The sequence below is a fragment of the Microbacterium sp. LWO13-1.2 genome (assembly GCF_038397725.1).
Classification (GTDB): Bacteria; Actinomycetota; Actinomycetes; order Actinomycetales; family Microbacteriaceae; genus Microbacterium.
Genome location: NZ_CP151634.1, coordinates 1,273,686 through 1,289,133, shown reverse-complemented (window position 1 = coordinate 1,289,133; position 15,448 = coordinate 1,273,686). Strand labels below are relative to the sequence as shown.

Below are 15,448 nucleotides of genomic sequence, written 5' to 3'. Positions count from 1 at the left end.
TAACAATATGACGCCCCTGCTGCTGGACCGCCTGCTCCAGATCGCCGACCTGTTCCAGAAGGACATGGCACGCGCGTTCGAGGGCACCGGACTCACCCCGGCGCGGGTGCACCTGCTCTGGGTGCTGCAGCACGCCGGGCCGTCGACGCAGCAGGCCCTCGCGCAAATCCTCGAGGTCAGCCCGCGCAACATCACCGGCCTCGTCGACGCACTCGAGGCGACCGGGCATGTGCGCCGGGCACCGCATCCGACCGACCGCCGTGCCGTGCTGGTGCAGTTGACTGCGGATGCCACCGAGACCATGACCCGGATGCAGCAGGAGCACGACGAGCTCAACGCGACCCTGGTCGCCGCTGTCGCACCGGCGGATCTCGCCGCGGTGGAGCGCGGGATCATCGCGATCGCAACGCATCTGCAGACCCTGGTGACGGATGCCGCGGCGCAGGCGGATACCGTGAGGGCGCTGCCATGACGACCCAGACGCGCACGGCCGCCCCCTCTCGCACCGCACGCGTGCTGAACATGCTGCATCGCGCCCTCATCGCCGAGCTGCGCGTTTACTCGAGCATCGGTCGCGCGATCGTGCGGCGCCCCGCGATCCCCGCCGGCGCCACCGGCATCGGCTATCACCGCCCCGTGCTCACCATCCTGTTCATCTTCATCGGCCTCTCCGCGGTCGAGATCCCGATCTTCGACCTGATCGTGCACCAATGGCCTGTCGTGCGGATCACGATGCTGATCCTGGGAATCTGGGGCGTCACCTGGATGCTCGGCTACCTCTTCGCGATGCTGATGCGTCCGCACACGGTCGGACCGGACGGCATCCGGGTGCGCAGTGGGCTCGAGATTGACGTGCCTGTCCCCTGGGAGGTGATCGCCTCGGTCGCGATCAGTCGCCGGGTCGACGAGCCGAAGCAGCCTCGGATCACCGAGACGGAGGCCGGCGCCGAGTACGCAGAGCGGATGCAGAACGAGACGAATCTCGAGATCGAACTCGAGCGTCCTTTCGTCGTGCGCCTCCCCGGGCTGGCGCCGAAGGGCGGAGAGCACCAGGTCACGAGCATCCGCCTGTGGGCCGACGACCCGCGCGCCTTCCTCGATGCGGCGCGGCCCTTCCTGATCGCGGACTGACCCTCACTCCAGCCCGCGCTCCGCGAGCCAGGCCTTCGCCGCCTTGACCGGAGCGCGCACCAGCCAGGCGTCGTCGATGATCTCGGCCAGCCGCTCCCGATCGACGCCCTCGAGGTGCACGAGCAGGGCGGGGTAGCCGTCGAAATGCGGGATCGTGAAGAAGATCTCCGGCTCGGCCGCGAGCAGGGCTTCCTTCTCCTCCACACTCGCGACGCGGACACCGAGCACTGGGCCGGGCGGCCAGTCACGGTCGAGGGCGGCCAGCTGGGCGAGATCCCGGGCACTCGGTCCGCGCAACCAGGCGATGTCGCCCTTCACCGCACGCCAGGCGGGCTCACCGGTGTGGCCGTTGATCCGTTCCTCGACGCCGGGAAGCGCGAGTGCGATCTCGCGCACGTCCTCGATCGTCGCCATCCCGCCATCGTCCTCCAGGCCGGCGACCGTCACAAGCACCTCCCGGCCCGTGCGAGGTCAGAAATGCATCCGACCTCAGCGCACGATGCGGAGCGTGCGCACCTCGAACGGACGCAGGTGCAGCTCGGTGCCGACGCGGGCGTCGTCGAGTGCATCCTCGATCAGTGAGATCTCGCGCACCTCACGATGCTCGAAGTCGACGGCCATTGCCCCGGACACCCGTCGTCCGAGCGACTCGTACACGCGCACGATCACGTCGCCGGACCCGTCGTCGGCCATCTTCACACCAGACACGACGATGCCGCCGCCCTGCACGGAGACGAGCGGTGCGACATCGCGTGCGCCCCGCAGCACCGCGGCGGGCGCGTTCAGCTCGATGCCGGCGCGCGTCGCCTCGGCGGGACCGGCGCCGATGACCAGGCCCGTCGTGATGATGTGCCTGCCGTGGTCGGTGTCGGGGTCCGGGAACCGCGGCGCACGCAGCAGCGACAGGCGCACCGTCGTCGTGACCGCGTCATCCGAGACCTCACGCGAGGTGTCGTAGCCGTAGATCGAGTCGTTCACGAGCGCGACGCCGAAGTCGGCCTCGCGCACCAGCACGAAACGGTGCATCGAGGTCTCGAACTTCGCCGCCTCCCAGCTCGTGTTCGTGTGCGTGACGCGAGCCTGGTAACCGAACTGCGTCTCGGCCTCGGAGTGCGTGGCCTGCACATCGAGGGGGAAGGCGAGCTTGAGCAGCTTCTCGGTCTCCCGCCAATCGATGTCGTTCACGATCTTCACGGTCCGCGAATCCGGTGCGAGCGTGAGCGTCTGAGTGATCGTCGACTGCGAGAACTCGCGCACGATCACGACCTCGGCGCCGGCATCCGTCAGCCGTGCCGTCAACGACGTGACATCGCGCAGGTCGGTCACGCTGTTGCGGTAGTACCGGTCGATGTCCCAGGCATCCCACATGTTCGGGAAGTCCTGGTGCAGCTGCAGCAGGTTCGCCTCGCGACCGGATGCCACGGCATCGCGGCCGGATGCGAGATCGACGGCCGAGACGATGAGCCCCTCGTCCGAGATCCGCACACGCACGAGCGCGTTCTCGAGCAGGATGCCGTCACCACTGTCGTCGACGGCCACCCGGTCCGTGACCGGAAGTGCGACGGCCGCGCCCAGCGGTGCCGGCCCCGCGACGGAGAACGGCGAGAAGACGAGCTCGCGCTCGCCCTCCCCCGCGAGCGAGCGACGGGCCGCATCCGAGATGGCGCGCGCCCTGGCGATGACGTCCTCGAGCACGGTGACGGCCTCGCGGTGCACCCAGGCGATCGAGGTGCCGGGAAGGATGTCGTGGAACTCGTGCAGCAGCACCTGCTCCCACAGCGTGTCGAACTCGGCCGCGGGGTACGCGGCGCCGGTGCGGACGGCATCCGTCGCCGCCCATAGCTCGGCCTCGACGAGCGCGTGCTCGGCCCAGCGGTGGCGCGACTTCGTGCCGTGCTGGCTGGTGAGGGTTCCGCGATGCAGCTCGAGATACAGCTCGCCGACCCAGACGGCCGGATGCGGCAGCTCCGCCTTCGCCGCGTCGAAGAACGTGTCGGGGTGCTCCCACTCCACCCGCGCACTGCCCTCGAGGTCCTTGAGGCGCCGTGCGCGTCCGGTCATCTCCCGCGTCGTGCCGCCACCGCCGTCACCCCAGCCCACCGGGGCGATCGAGCGCGACGAGAGCCGGTTCTCCTTGAACTGGCGCGACGCCTTGGCGACCTCCATGCCGCTCAGCTGCGAGTTGTAGGTGTCCATCGACGGGAAGTGCGTGAACATCTGCGAACCGTCGATGCCCTCCCACAGGAACGTGTGGTGCGGGAAGACGTTCTGCTGGTTCCAGGAGATCTTCTGCGTGAAGAACCATTCGAATCCGGCCCGGCGCATCAGCTGCGGCAGCGCCGGCGAGTAGCCGAAGCTGTCGGGCAGCCAGACGCCCTTGGAGCGGATCCCGAACTCGCGCTCGAAGAAGCGCTGGCCGTACGAGAACTGGCGCACCAGCGACTCCCCCGTCGGCATCACCGTGTCGGACTCGACCCACATGCCACCGAGCGGCAGGAACCGACCTTCGGCCACGGCGGCCTTGACCCGCTCGAACACCTCGGGTCGATGCTCCTTGAGCCAGGCGTACTGCTGTGCGCTCGACATGCCGTACTGGAACTCCGGCTGCTCCTCGAGCAGCGCCGTCATCGACGACGATGTACGGGCGACCTTGCGGATCGTCTCGCGCACCGGCCACAGCCAAGCGGAGTCGATGTGCGCGTGGCCGATCGCCGAGATGCGGTGGGCGCTTGCTTCGGCCGGGGCGGCAAGCACACCTTCGAGCTTCGCCCGCGCGTCGGATGCCGTCGCGGCGATGCGCTGCAGGTCGAGCACGTCGAGGGCGTCGTCCATCGCCTGCAGGATCTGCATCCGGCGGGGCGAGGTCGGCGGCAGCTCGGCCTGCAGCTCGAAGAGCACCTCGAGGTCGAGGGAGAGCTCGAAGACATCCTGCTCGAAGACCGCGAGGTCCATGCGCCGGGTGCGGTAGAGCGGCTCGGGCGATGAGGTGAGGATGTCACCCTCCTGCGTCGGCAGGAAGGGGTGGTAATCGAGGAGCACCGGGTTGGCCGCCGCCTCGAGGTACAGCTCGACCGGCTCGTCACCGTGCGCGTCCGCGGCGACCGGAAGCCACTGGTTGCGCGGATTGATGCTCTTCACCGGTGTCCCGTCGGCCCGGTAGACGAGCGCCTCGCACTGGAAGCCGGGCATGTTGATGTCGAAGCCGAGGTCGATGACCGCTTCGACCCGGCGTCCGGCCCATTCTGCGGGCACCCGACCGGTGAGCCTGAACCACGTCGTCCCCCAGGCCGGTCCCCACTGTGCCGGCACCGTCGTCGGCGCGAAGTCGAGCGCGAGGCCGTCGACGGGACTGATCGGCTCGCCGGGCAGCTCGTGGATCTCGACCGTCAGCGGCGTCGATGCCGAGTGGATGGCCGGGCGGATGCGCTCGTCGAGCACTCGCTTGACGCGGCCGACTGTGAGCGAGGTGTCGTCATGCATGTGTGATTCGGTCTCCGAGCTGGACGGTAACTAAAACGATCTAGTAGATGAGTCTAGGACAGTGCGTCGCGGTCGACGCTACCCGCCGGAAGTCGTCGAGTCACGCGTAAAGACCAATTTGCACATCGATTGTGCAAAATGCGTCGTGCGTCACACTACTCCCGCCATTCCACGCCCGCTCGGCCATCGCACGGAGGGGCCGGCGGATGCCTGCGGCGACCTCCTGCGGCGTCTGCGCCTCCTCGGCATCGGACCAGACCGAGAAGGCCACCCCGATCAGCTGCGCAGGGTACGGAGCGGGGATCTCCTGCACCACGCCACCGGGAAGGGACGGGAAGAGCCCCGGATGCCAGTCGGCGCCCCAGATCCGTTCGCTCGTCGGATACTCGTACCCGGCCTTCTCACCGAGCACGTAGTAGAAGAGGGAATCGTTGAAGTTCACGAGCCCGTGCGAGGAAGCGATGGCGTCCGCGAGCGGTCGCATCTCAGCGTGCCAGTTCGTCCACCACGTGAGGACGGTCTCACGGTCGAGTTCCACGGCGCTGCTGCGCAGCATCCCGTCATTCCACACGCGAGGATCGAACCCGCGCGAGCGCAGATGCGCGCTGATGCGATTCACGAACACGGTGAGCAGATCGAACCCGGTGGCGTCCGCCCCATACCGCTCGCGCGCGGCCGTCACCAGAGCCGGATACTCGTGGATCCGGGCGAAGTCGACGAACTCGTCGCCACCGAGGTTCCAGCTGGTACTGCGCGGGAAGAGCGGGGCGATGTCGTCGATCAGCGCCTGGGCGAAACGCACCGCATCCTCGTTGGCGATATCCAGCGCGTGGTCGGTCTCGAGTCCACCTGCGGCCGCCAACCGGAACTCCGGGTGCGCGGCCAGGGCATGCCGGAGATGCCCTGGCATGTCGAGCGATGGCACGAGATCGATGTGGAGGTCAGCGGCAGCGTCCGCCACCCGCCGCGCCTCGTCGCGCGTGGCATGCTGCGCCGACACGATCTCCGGGAAGGCGTCGGAGCCGATCCTGAAGCCCTCGTTCTCGGAGAGATGCCACTGGAAGCTGTTGATCCCCACATCCGCGAGGGCATGCAGCAGGTCGACCATCCAGTCCGCTGGAAAGTACTTCCGCGCCGCGTCGAGGTGGAAGCCCCGCTCCTCGACCGCCGGCGCCGATTGCACACGACCCTGCGGCACAGCACCCTGGGCGCGCAGGTTGTGCAGCAGCTGGCGCGTCGCTCGGAACACCCCGACCGGGGCCCCCGCGACAACCTCGACGTCGTCGCCAACGGTGAGCCGGAACGCCTCACCGATGGGCTCGCCTGTGCGCAGTCGGATGACTGCGCCGTCGCCCCGCGGAATACCGAGCGCCGCGAGTTCGCGCTCCAGACGTGCCGCCTCCGCGGCGAACTCCGGAACGTCGGTGGCGACGAGGACCGACGAGGGCCGCCATTCCCCTCCGGTCAGAGCGGCTGTCGTCGGCTGCGGGAGGGCGAGCCATTCAAGACCGCCCGCCTCGGCATCCGTCGGATCCGTCATCCCTTGACGCTTCCTTCCTCGACGCCCTTGAAGAACTGCTTCTGCAGCACCGCGAACAGCACGATGATCGGCACCAGAGCGATCATCGTTCCTGCCGCGATCACTCGAGGATTGGCGGCGAAGTTCGAGCTGAGATACTGCATGCCGACGGTGAGGGTGTAGTTCGCCGGATCCGAGAGCACGACCAGCGGCCACAGGAAGTCGTCCCATGCGCCGATGAAGGCGAACAGCGCAACGACGGACACCATGCCACGCACGTTCGGCCAGACGATGTGGCGCAGTCGCTGCATCGTGTTGGCGCCGTCGATCGTGGCCGCGGCCAGGGTGTCCGCCGGGATCATCCGGCAGGCCGCCATCATCAGCAGGATGTTGATCGCCGCGATCGCACCGGGCAGGAACACGCCCCAGAGGGTGTTGGCGAGCCCGAGCGACTTCACCGTGAGGTACTGGCTGGTCAGCGTGACCTCGCCGGGAAGCAGCAGCGTCGAGAAGAAGATCGCCAGGAAGACCCATTTGAATCGGAACTTCATGGTGCCCAGCGCATAGCCGCCGATCGTCGCGAAGACGACGTTGGTGATCACGGTTCCGACGCCGACGAGCAGGGAGTGCCACGCGTAGTCGAGCACCGGAATGGTGCGGAACACCTCGGCGTAGTTGTCCAGAGTGGGAGCCGTCGGGATCAGCGATGGTGGGAAGTCGTAGATGTTCTCCGTCGCGCCCTTGAAAGAGGTCGACATCTGCCAGAGGAACGGGAACACCATGACGGCGAGCACGACGAGCAGCAACGCGTACTTGCCGATGAGCCCGGGAAGCGACGGCTTCATGATGTCGGCGGAGCCCCGCGTGCGGTACGGCTTGTCCCTCGGCAGCTTCACGTCGCCGGCGGCCTTCGTGACGCTCATCGGACGGCTCCCTCTGCGACCGAGAGGCGAGCGGCCTTCGCGGCCTTCCCTGCCCGCCTGGACGACAGCGCTTCTTTGATCGCATCACTGTTGTTCAGGATGCCGACGATCGCCAGCGGCACCAGCGTGAACAGGAACAGCACGAGCGAGATCGCAGATGCATAGCCCACCTGCCCGTTGAGCCCCTTGCCCATCGATTGGATGAGCATCACCATGCTCATGGCCCTACCGCCGGGACCGCCGGAACCGTTGGAGAGCACGTAGAGCTCCGTGAAGACCCGCATCGCGCCGACGCATACCAGCACGGAGACGAGCATCATCGGCCCGCGCACGCCGGGAACAGTGACCGACCAGAACCGGCGCCACCGCCCTGCCCCGTCCATCGCGGCTGCCTCGTGCAGCTCGCGGCCGACATTCCCGAGGGCGGCGAGGTAGACCACCATGTAGTAACCCAGGCCCTTCCAGACCGTCAGCCCGATCGCACATCCGATCAGCAGCCAGCGATCGGAGAGGAACTCGATCGGTCGATCAATGAGGCCGAAGAAGCTCAGCGCCGAGTTGACGGTTCCACTGCCCGAGAAGAGGAACTCCCACACGATCGCGACGACGACCGCTGAGGCGATCACCGGGAAGTAGAACGTCGTGCGGAAGAACCCGATCGCCGGGATCTTGGCGTGCACCAGCAGCGCCAGCAGGAGCGGGATGAAGGTGAGCAGTGGCACGCACACGACGACGTAGACCAGCGACGTCGTCAGCGCGTACGCGAATCGCTCATCCTCGAACAGCTTCGCAAAGTTCGCGAGCCCGACGAACTCCGCGGGACGAAGGGGCCGGGCATCCGTGAACGCGAGTCCGATCGTGTTCACGAACGGCCACAGGGCGAACACGAATACCCAGATCACACCGGGGAGGATGAGCAGATACGGCGTGTACCAGCGTTGATGTCTCATGGTGAGTCCCGGCCCCTTCGTTCGTCGTCGTCGGATCAGCCGACGACGTTCTGCTCCGCGTACTCGACGGACTTCTGCAGCGCCTCCTTGGCGGAGATCTCACCCTTGACCGCCAGGGCGATCTGCTGTTTGGCGAAGGTCTCCATCGCCTCAGTGAACTGCGGGGCGCCGATGAGCTGAGCGTCGTTCATCTGCGAGGCGGCGAGCTCGTTCGCGACGGCCTGCATCTCGTTCTGAGCCGTCTCAGCGAACGCAGAGGGGTCCTCATTCGCCGCCTTGGTTCCGGGGAAGAAGCCGGTGGCGAGCTTGACGAACTCGATCTGGTTCGAGGTGTTCGTGAGGAACTCGGCGAAGGCAAGGGCTGTTGCGGAGTTGGTGGAGTTCGCCGACACGCTGATCCCCTGCACGAACAGCGGCGGGTTGCCGAAGCCGTTGGTGACGTCGACGTCAGGCAGGAGCGTCGGCGCGTTCACGGCGATGTCCTTGTCGATGTAGTTCGGCCCGGCGGTCGCCCAAGCGACGGTGCCCTTGTTGAAGTTGTTGATGTTGGCGTTCGCAGTGCCGGCGTTCTGCAGGGCCTCCGGCGAGATCGCTCCCGCCTTGTAGAGCTCGGCATAGCGCTCGATGATCGCCTCAGCCTCGGGAGTGTCGAAGCCGAACTCCCCGTCCTTGTAGACGCTCTGAGTGCCTCCGCCATCGGTGACCATGATCTGCAGCGACTTCGGGCTCGGCACATCCGAGATCGTCTGGATGCCGACTGCGGCGAGCTTCTCGGCAGCATCGAGGGTCTCCTCGAAAGTAGTCGGCGTCGCGTCGACGCCGCCCTTCGCGAGCAGCGCCTTGTTCCAGTAGTTGAGCTCGGTGCCCAGGTACCACGGGAACCCGAACGAACCGTCGATGCCGTCGTAGGTGTACGCCGCGACACCGCCGTCGACGTAGTCGTCGATCACGTCGGATGCGCCGCCGAGGTCGAGCAGCTGTCCGGCCTCGGCGAGAGCGTACGCGTACTCCGGCGGAAGGTTGATGACGTCGGGCAGCTCGCCGGATTCGGCCTGCTGCAGGATCTTGTCCTCGTAGCCGTCGGCCGGCTGGTCGATCCAGTTCACCGTCGTGCCGGGGTTCTCCTTCTCGAACGCGTCGATGACGTCCTCGAAGTAGGGAGTGAACTTGTCGTTCTTCAGAGACCAGGTCTGGAAGTCGATCTCACCCTTGATCTCACCATCGCCGCCCGCAGGCGCCGGAGCGCCTCCGGTGCATCCGGCGAGAACGAGGGATGCCGCAACCGCAATGCCCGCGGCGGCCGTCGTACGAATCTTCATGGACGTTCTCCTTCGAAGTGGTCCGGCCGCTGCGCCTCGTCCGAGTCGCCATCACAGCCTCTACTAAAACGATATAGTGACCATAGCATGCCATAAGCACCGCCGATTCGCCCACACCGTCGCCGCCGACCGGCACCAGACTCCACGAAAGGATCGCCATGTCGACCGCGATCGCCCCACTGCGCTTCGGCGCGAACTACACGCCACGCTCCGAGTGGATGCACGCGTGGATGTCGCTGGATCTCGATGAGGTGCGTCGCGACTTCGCCGCCCTCGCCGACCTGGGCCTCGACCACGTGCGGATCTTCCCGCTGTGGACGGTCCTGCAGCCGAACCGCACGCTGGTCCGCGCCGAAGCCGTCGAGGACGTCCGTGCCGTGGTCGACATCGCCGCGGAGTTCGGACTCGACGCGAGCGTCGATGTCATCCAGGGTCACCTCTCGAGCTTCGACTTCGTCCCGTCCTGGTTGTTCACCTGGCACGACAAGAACATGTTCACGCACCCCGACGCCCTCAGCGGGCAGGTCGCCCTCGTCGAGCGGCTGGGCGCACGGCTCGGGGACGCCGGGAACTTCCTCGGTTTCACTCTCGGCAACGAGACGAACCAGTTCTCGGCGAAGACGCACCCGTCTCCGTGGCCGGTCACCGAGGCCGAGGCCGCGAACTGGATCACGACGCTTCTGGATGCGGCGCAGAAGGCCGCGCCCGCACAGCAGCACGTGCACAGCGAATACGACGCCGCCTGGTACATGGACGGGCACGGCTTCACGCCGGCACTCGCCTCGCGCCTCGGCGCGATGAGCACGGTGCACTCGTGGATCTTCAACGGCACAGCGCAGCGCTACGGCGGACGCTCGGTGGCGTCGGATCGGCATGCCGAGTACATGATCGAGCTGGCGCGGGGCTTCGCCACCGATCCCGATCGCGCGATCTGGCTGCAAGAGGTCGGCGCCCCTTCGAACTGCCTGACGCCCGAAGAGACGCCGGACTTCCTCGAGGCCACCGTGCGCTCGGCAGCCCGCACCGAGAATCTCTGGGGCGTCACCTGGTGGTGCTCCCACGACGTCAGCCGATCCCTGGCCGACTTCCCGGAGCTGGAGTACACGCTCGGCCTCGTCGATCAGGACGGCGCGGCGAAGCCGATCGGCCGTCGCTTCGCCGAGATCATCCCCGAACTGCGCGAACGGCAGCCCGCGCCGCCCCGTCCGCTCGGCATCGTCGTCGAGGTCGATGAGAACGAGACGCCGATCAGTCGCGCGGCGATGAGCCCTGGCGGTTCGATCTTCCAGGCGTGGGTGGATGCCTGCACGGCCGGCGTCGACCCGGCCATCGTCACGTCGCTGGATGCCGACAAGCCCGAGGTGCTCGCGGCACGCGGCATCACCGAGCTCGTCCGCCCCGCGCTCAGCGGCGAGGACTACACGTCGCAGAACACCGTCGTCTGAGCATCCGGCCGGGTCCGGTCGCGAGCAGGGTCAGCGCGGCGCCGCGGTGCTCTCGCGCACGGTGAGGCTTGGCAGAGGCCCGATCCGATCGGGAAGGATCTCGGCCGAGTCGATCTGATCGAGCAGGAATTCGGCGGCATCCGCGCCGAGGCCGAAGGTGTCGCGGGTGATGCAGGTGATCGACGGGTGCACGAGCCCCGCCACGACGGAATCGTCGAACGATGCGATGGAGAGCTCGTCCGGCACCGAGATCCGCATCTCCTGCGCGACCCGCATGCCGGCGATCGCCATGACGTCGTTGTCGAAGACGACCGCCGACGGCCGCTCCCGACGGCTGAGCAGGCGGCGCATCGCGGTCGATGCCTCGCCCGGCGAGAAGTCGGTGGCGATCACTTCTCCGACCACGCCGCGATCCTGCTGGCCCAGGAGCACCTCGGTGCGCATCCGGGTGTGCTGGAACTCGGCCGGACCCGCGACGTACACGATCGAACGGTGCCTGAGCGCGACCAGGTAGTCGAAGAGGGCGTGTGCGACCTGGCTGTCGTCCAGCCAGATCGACGCCGGATGGGCGTCATCGGACGCATGGCTTCCGATGACGACGGCCGGTAGGGCGAGATCGCGGAGCACAGTGAGACGCGGGTCGTCGTCTCGCGGATCGATCACGATCACGCCGTCGACCTGATTGGCACTGCTCCAGCGGCGGTAGGTCGCCACCTCTTCCTCGATCGAGGCGACGAGCACCATCTGCATCGCGATGCGGTTCTCGGCGAGCGCCGATTGCACACCCGCGATGAGGTCGGTGAAGAAGGCCTCGGCCCCGAGGGTCCCTGCCGAGCGGTTCACGGCGAAGCCGATGACCCCGGCTCGCGAACCGACCAGCGCTCGTGCCGCCGAGCTCGGCAGCCATTGGTGCGCCTCGGCGATCTCGAGGATGCGCTGCCGCGTCTGCTCGCTGACCCCGGGGCGACCGTTCAGAGCGAAGGACACCGCACCCGGCGACACCCCGGCCAGACGCGCGATATCCGTGATGGTCACGCGCTTCGGTTTGGACATTCCCCAACTGTAGCTATCGGGGACGAAGCAGGGGACCGGCTCGACGCCGATCCCCTGCTTCCTTCATGCGCGCTGCGCGATCAGGTCAGCCAGGCGGGAACGCGCCCGCGGAGCAGCGCCCTGTCGAGCGAGAGCCGGCCGGCACCGATGAGCGCCAGTGCCAGAGCGGCGGCTCCGAGCACGGCCACGAACTCGTAGCCTCCGTTGCCGACCCAGAGTCCGGCGGGAAGGTGCACGAGGACGAGCGCGACGACCATGTTGATCGCCAGGAGGATCCCGACCAGGCGGGTGAAGAAGCCGAGCACGAGGAGGATGCCCCCGCCGAACTCGACGAAGGCGACGACAGTCGCGGCGATGGCGGGCAGTGGTACGCCCATCGCGGTGAAGCTCTCGATCGTGCCGGGGAGGGTGAATACGAAGATCTTCTGGGCACCGTGGGCGATGAAGATGGCGCCGACCACGACGCGGAGGACGAGAAGTCCCAGCGACGCAGCAGCGGAGGGGGCGGAGGTGTTCGTCATGAGGAGTGGTTCCTTCGTGGCAGGACACGCGCCAAGCGCGGAGCAGGGAGGTTCCCTGCTCTCACCGTAGGAACTTCACTTTTCATTCCGCTGAATAGGTGTCGCCGTGTTTCGTCGTCACACGGAATCGGCAGACCGGCCTCCGCTTTTCGGCATTCGCGTCGACACAAGGTGTTGTTGGATGCCGGGTCCTTGTCGCAGCGAGGGCTCGGCGTAGCCGTCGGCCCACGCGATCTGCGCGAGTTCGAGCTTCGATCGGGCCGGGCGACCCGCGGACGTGAATTTGTCGCGGACGCGGTTCAGGTACTTTCGCGCCGTGTCGTGGCGTATGCCCATGACATCAGCCGCTCGACCGATGGTCAGACCACCCGCATAGAGCGCGAGCACCCGTGCCTCTTGCGCGCTCAGACGCGTGCCCTCGGATGCGACACGGATGATGGCGTGTGCGCGCGCGGTCATGATCGTTCCTCCCCTCAGCACGATCTCGGCAGCAGCGACGAGGTCGTCTTCCGAATCGGCGGTGGTTATGAACCCCTCAGCGCCGGCGTCGGCGACACGACGCGCTGTCATCCGCGCGGTCGGTGTCGTGAGGGCGAGGACACGGATGCCCGCCTCTCGCAAGGCTGTGAGTGCCGAGATGTCGTTCGGCGACCAGGAATCGAACGGGATCCCGAGAACGAGCAGATGCGGCCATCGCGTCCTCTCGGTATGACGCAGCCACTCCACGAACTCGCGGATCGTGTTGCAGACTCCGACGACTTCCAGGCCCGCGATCCCCGTCAGCAGCTGTTCGATGCGGGCGCGCTGTATGACGAACTCATCGACGATCAAGGCGCGACGCATACGGTGTGCATCCGCGGGCGTGCTCAGCACCGCGCGTCGCCCGATGCCCGAGAAGTTCTCGTGCTGTCAGCCGTCGTTGCGCGCCGAGGAAGATCCGTCATACAGAGAAGGTGTGCGTTCCCTGCGAATAGTGACGCGTGCGCTGCCGATTCGACGGTGACCCCGTCGAATCCGGCGGGTGAACGCTCCGTAGACTCGCCAGAGAGCGCGAGAGCCGCGACGCGACAGGAGGCAACAGGACGGTGACGGCACGAAGTACCTTTGCGCTGACCCGTCTCGCCGCGGCGGCGGTGTGCCTGGCCGCGCTGATCCATCGACTGGCATGGGGTCTCAGCTCGCAGACGATCGCAGGGCAGAACTTCTTCGCCTACCTGACCGTCCAGTCGAATTGCGCATTCGTCCTGCTGTTCATCGTCGCCGGCGTCATCGCCTACCGCCGCCCGGCCGATCCTCGGTGGCTCACCGTCGCCCTCGCGATGGTGCTCACGTGGACGATCACAGCCGGTCTCGCCTTCGCCCTGATCGTCTGGCAGGCGGGGGTCCGCGGCATCCGCGTCGACGTCCCCTGGTCGGACCAGCTGATGCATTTCTGGCTGCCCGCTTGCACGGCGCTCGCGTGGATCTTGACCCCCGGCCACCGCCGGGTGCCGTGGTGGGTGGTTCCGGCTTCACTGGCGTATCCGCTGCTGTGGGGTGCGGTGACGATGTGGCGGGGCCCGCTCATCGGCTGGTACCCGTACTACTTCCTCGACCCGCGGCAGGTCAGCGGGTTCGGGGAGTTCGTCGTCACCGCCGGCATCGCACTGGCGATCTTCGCCCTCGTCGCGACCGTGCTCGTGATCATCAGTCGAGTACGGCCGCTCAGCTGGTCATGGAGCGTGCGGATGCGCTCAGGGGCTGTCCGCGCGCACGAAGGAGCCGAGTGACTCGGCCGCGGCGGCGATCGCCTCATCCGGCTTGAGCGCCGCGAACTCCTGGGCGGCCGCTCCGCCGACGATGCCCACCAGCACGGCTTCGCCGGTCGTCGGGAAGAGGTTGATCCAGGTGCGGATCGTCGCTTCGCCGCCGACGACGTGCCAGATGCTCGCCTCGGCGTCCCAGAACGGCTCCTCGAACTGCAGCCACACCGTTTCGATGTGGCCCATGGCGAGCGCGGTGATCGCACCTCGGTGCGCGAGCGGCAGAGCAGGATCGAACTCGATCGCCTGTTGCTGCAGCACGCCCAGCGGCACCGTGACGATGACGCGATCGAACGACAGCGACTCCCCGGTTCCGAGGCGGAGGCTGACGCCGGTGTCGTCGTAGGCGACGTGACTGACCGGGGAGGACAGCCGAACCTGCGACCCGTCCAGCAGACCGTCGAAGAGCGCGGAGACATCGCCGGTCGGTGCGGCGAGGTCACCGCTGATCAGTGCGGGCGGGAACCACGCGGACACCTCGGCGGCGTCAGCACCTGACGTCGCAGCGACGAACGCGAGCAGCGCGGCGATACCGGGATCGGCGGGGTCCACTCCGGCTTCCGAGAGGGCATCGGCGAGGGGGACGTCGGCGAGCAGACTGCTCGCCGCGTCGAGGGCCGACCGCACCGGCTGCACCTCGACGGGCTCGATCTCGCCCTCGGCGGAGAACCATCCGGCCGGCACGAGATCAGCGATCGGGATGCCGGATGCTTCCAGATCTCCACGGAGGTTCGTGTCCGCGCCGTCGAGCAGCCATCCACCGAACTGCACCGGCACCGGCCACGCATCGTCGGACCACGACTCGACCCGGCCGCCGACACGAGGCCGAGCCTCCAGAACGGTGACGTCGAGACCCACGTCCCGCAGTCGCGCCGCGGCGCCGGCACCGGCCAGCCCGGCACCGATCACCGCGATCCGCTCGCCTCCGCCGCCGACCTCCAGCAGCTCGGCTGCGGCGCGCTGGCCGGAGCGGAGCGCACCGCGCATCGTGCCCGGAGCATCCGCACTCGTCGCCTCACCCGCGAAGAAGATTCGACCTCCGACGGGGCCCGCCAGCGTTTCCCGAACTCCCGGTTGCGCGCCCACAGGCATGTAGCTCGCAGCTCCGCGCGCGAAAGGATCGGTCGACCACGCGCTTCGCACGACGCCGGTCGGCAGCGGAACGCCGTTCGACGGGGTCGGCCCTGGTGTGGGCGCAGTGGTCTTCGTCGGCCCGGGTGTCGGATCAGGTCCCGGTGTGCACGAAGCGAGCAGCACGGAGAGGGCGCCGGCTCCGGCGCCGGCGAGCAGCGTTCGACGGGTCAT

General features: G+C 67.6%; 14 protein-coding genes. 4 read left to right on the top strand and 10 right to left on the bottom strand.

All coding sequences use genetic code 11. From position 1 onward, the window contains the following. Positions 1-7: 7 nt before the first annotated feature. Together MRBLWO13_RS06180 and MRBLWO13_RS06175 are read left to right on the top strand one after the other, a co-directional pair. Entirely contained in the window at positions 8-472 is a 465-nt protein-coding gene (locus MRBLWO13_RS06180; protein ID WP_341977043.1) for a MarR family transcriptional regulator, read from the top strand. Continuing rightward, a complete protein-coding gene (locus MRBLWO13_RS06175; protein ID WP_341977041.1) occupies positions 469-1,131 on the top strand; it encodes a hypothetical protein in 663 nt (220 codons plus the stop codon). The genes MRBLWO13_RS06180 and MRBLWO13_RS06175 overlap by 4 nt, the downstream gene beginning before the upstream one ends. A 3-nt stretch (positions 1,132-1,134) precedes the next feature. Here the strand turns inward: MRBLWO13_RS06175 and MRBLWO13_RS06170 are convergent, their stop codons facing one another. From MRBLWO13_RS06170 to MRBLWO13_RS06145, 6 genes are all read right to left on the bottom strand, one after another. Next, the gene (locus tag MRBLWO13_RS06170) at positions 1,135-1,545 is read right to left on the bottom strand and encodes an MmcQ/YjbR family DNA-binding protein (protein WP_341977039.1); all 411 of its coding nucleotides are present in this window, start codon (positions 1,543-1,545) and stop codon (positions 1,135-1,137) included. Positions 1,546-1,620: 75 nt separating this feature from the next. Continuing rightward, entirely contained in the window at positions 1,621-4,611 is a 2,991-nt protein-coding gene (locus MRBLWO13_RS06165) for a glycoside hydrolase family 38 C-terminal domain-containing protein (RefSeq protein ID WP_341977037.1), read from the bottom strand. Between the two features lie 100 nt (positions 4,612-4,711). Further along, positions 4,712-6,151 (bottom strand): family 20 glycosylhydrolase, encoded by a 1,440-nt coding sequence (locus MRBLWO13_RS06160; protein ID WP_341977036.1) that lies wholly within the window; start codon positions 6,149-6,151, stop codon positions 4,712-4,714. Further along, positions 6,148-7,053 (bottom strand): carbohydrate ABC transporter permease, encoded by a 906-nt coding sequence (locus MRBLWO13_RS06155; RefSeq protein ID WP_341977034.1) that lies wholly within the window; start codon positions 7,051-7,053, stop codon positions 6,148-6,150. The genes MRBLWO13_RS06160 and MRBLWO13_RS06155 overlap by 4 nt, the downstream gene beginning before the upstream one ends. Then, positions 7,050-8,003 (bottom strand): sugar ABC transporter permease, encoded by a 954-nt coding sequence (locus MRBLWO13_RS06150; RefSeq protein WP_341977032.1) that lies wholly within the window; start codon positions 8,001-8,003, stop codon positions 7,050-7,052. Before MRBLWO13_RS06150 ends, MRBLWO13_RS06155 begins: the two co-directional genes overlap by 4 nt. Positions 8,004-8,038: 35 nt before the next feature. Further along, entirely contained in the window at positions 8,039-9,322 is a 1,284-nt protein-coding gene (locus MRBLWO13_RS06145) for an extracellular solute-binding protein (RefSeq protein ID WP_341977030.1), read from the bottom strand. Positions 9,323-9,480: 158 nt separating this feature from the next. On the opposite strand from MRBLWO13_RS06145, the gene MRBLWO13_RS06140 reads away from it, so the two are divergent. Beyond that, a complete protein-coding gene (locus MRBLWO13_RS06140) occupies positions 9,481-10,767 on the top strand; it encodes a glycosyl hydrolase (RefSeq protein ID WP_341977028.1) in 1,287 nt (428 codons plus the stop codon). A gap of 30 nt (positions 10,768-10,797) precedes the next feature. Here MRBLWO13_RS06140 and MRBLWO13_RS06135 read toward each other — a convergent pair whose 3' ends face one another. The 3 genes from MRBLWO13_RS06135 to MRBLWO13_RS06125 form a co-directional block, all read right to left on the bottom strand. After that, entirely contained in the window at positions 10,798-11,820 is a 1,023-nt protein-coding gene (locus MRBLWO13_RS06135; RefSeq protein WP_341977026.1) for a LacI family DNA-binding transcriptional regulator, read from the bottom strand. Between the two features lie 80 nt (positions 11,821-11,900). Next, the gene (locus MRBLWO13_RS06130; protein WP_341977024.1) at positions 11,901-12,341 is read right to left on the bottom strand and encodes a DoxX family protein; all 441 of its coding nucleotides are present in this window, start codon (positions 12,339-12,341) and stop codon (positions 11,901-11,903) included. A gap of 117 nt (positions 12,342-12,458) precedes the next feature. After that, positions 12,459-13,184: a DNA-binding response regulator gene (locus MRBLWO13_RS06125; protein WP_341977022.1), complete on the bottom strand. Its 726-nt coding sequence runs from the start codon at positions 13,182-13,184 to the stop codon at positions 12,459-12,461. A 242-nt stretch (positions 13,185-13,426) separates the two neighbouring features. Between MRBLWO13_RS06125 and MRBLWO13_RS06120 the strand changes: the two genes are divergently transcribed. Continuing rightward, positions 13,427-14,110, top strand: coding sequence for a Pr6Pr family membrane protein (locus MRBLWO13_RS06120; protein WP_341977020.1), 684 nt, complete (start codon positions 13,427-13,429; stop codon positions 14,108-14,110). Here MRBLWO13_RS06120 and MRBLWO13_RS06115 read toward each other — a convergent pair. After that, on the bottom strand, positions 14,075-15,448 hold the full coding sequence (locus MRBLWO13_RS06115; protein WP_341977018.1) for an FAD-dependent oxidoreductase: 1,374 nt from the start codon (positions 15,446-15,448) through the stop codon (positions 14,075-14,077). The genes MRBLWO13_RS06120 and MRBLWO13_RS06115 overlap by 36 nt on opposite strands.

Excerpts from the sequence above, each read along its gene's own strand:
- MRBLWO13_RS06180 (WP_341977043.1), top strand. The coding sequence starts at position 8 with ATGACGCCCCTGCTGCTGGACCGCCTGCTCCAGATCGCCGACCTGTTC.
- MRBLWO13_RS06175 (WP_341977041.1), top strand. The coding sequence starts at position 469 with ATGACGACCCAGACGCGCACGGCCGCCCCCTCTCGCACCGCACGCGTG.
- MRBLWO13_RS06170 (WP_341977039.1), bottom strand. The coding sequence starts at position 1,545 with ATGGCGACGATCGAGGACGTGCGCGAGATCGCACTCGCGCTTCCCGGC.
- MRBLWO13_RS06165 (WP_341977037.1), bottom strand. The coding sequence starts at position 4,611 with ATGCATGACGACACCTCGCTCACAGTCGGCCGCGTCAAGCGAGTGCTC.
- MRBLWO13_RS06160 (WP_341977036.1), bottom strand. The coding sequence starts at position 6,151 with ATGACGGATCCGACGGATGCCGAGGCGGGCGGTCTTGAATGGCTCGCC.
- MRBLWO13_RS06155 (WP_341977034.1), bottom strand. The coding sequence starts at position 7,053 with ATGAGCGTCACGAAGGCCGCCGGCGACGTGAAGCTGCCGAGGGACAAG.
- MRBLWO13_RS06150 (WP_341977032.1), bottom strand. The coding sequence starts at position 8,003 with ATGAGACATCAACGCTGGTACACGCCGTATCTGCTCATCCTCCCCGGT.
- MRBLWO13_RS06145 (WP_341977030.1), bottom strand. The coding sequence starts at position 9,322 with ATGAAGATTCGTACGACGGCCGCCGCGGGCATTGCGGTTGCGGCATCC.
- MRBLWO13_RS06140 (WP_341977028.1), top strand. The coding sequence starts at position 9,481 with ATGTCGACCGCGATCGCCCCACTGCGCTTCGGCGCGAACTACACGCCA.
- MRBLWO13_RS06135 (WP_341977026.1), bottom strand. The coding sequence starts at position 11,820 with ATGTCCAAACCGAAGCGCGTGACCATCACGGATATCGCGCGTCTGGCC.
- MRBLWO13_RS06130 (WP_341977024.1), bottom strand. The coding sequence starts at position 12,341 with ATGACGAACACCTCCGCCCCCTCCGCTGCTGCGTCGCTGGGACTTCTC.
- MRBLWO13_RS06125 (WP_341977022.1), bottom strand. The coding sequence starts at position 13,184 with ATGCGTCGCGCCTTGATCGTCGATGAGTTCGTCATACAGCGCGCCCGC.
- MRBLWO13_RS06115 (WP_341977018.1), bottom strand. The coding sequence starts at position 15,448 with ATGACCCGTCGAACGCTGCTCGCCGGCGCCGGAGCCGGCGCCCTCTCC.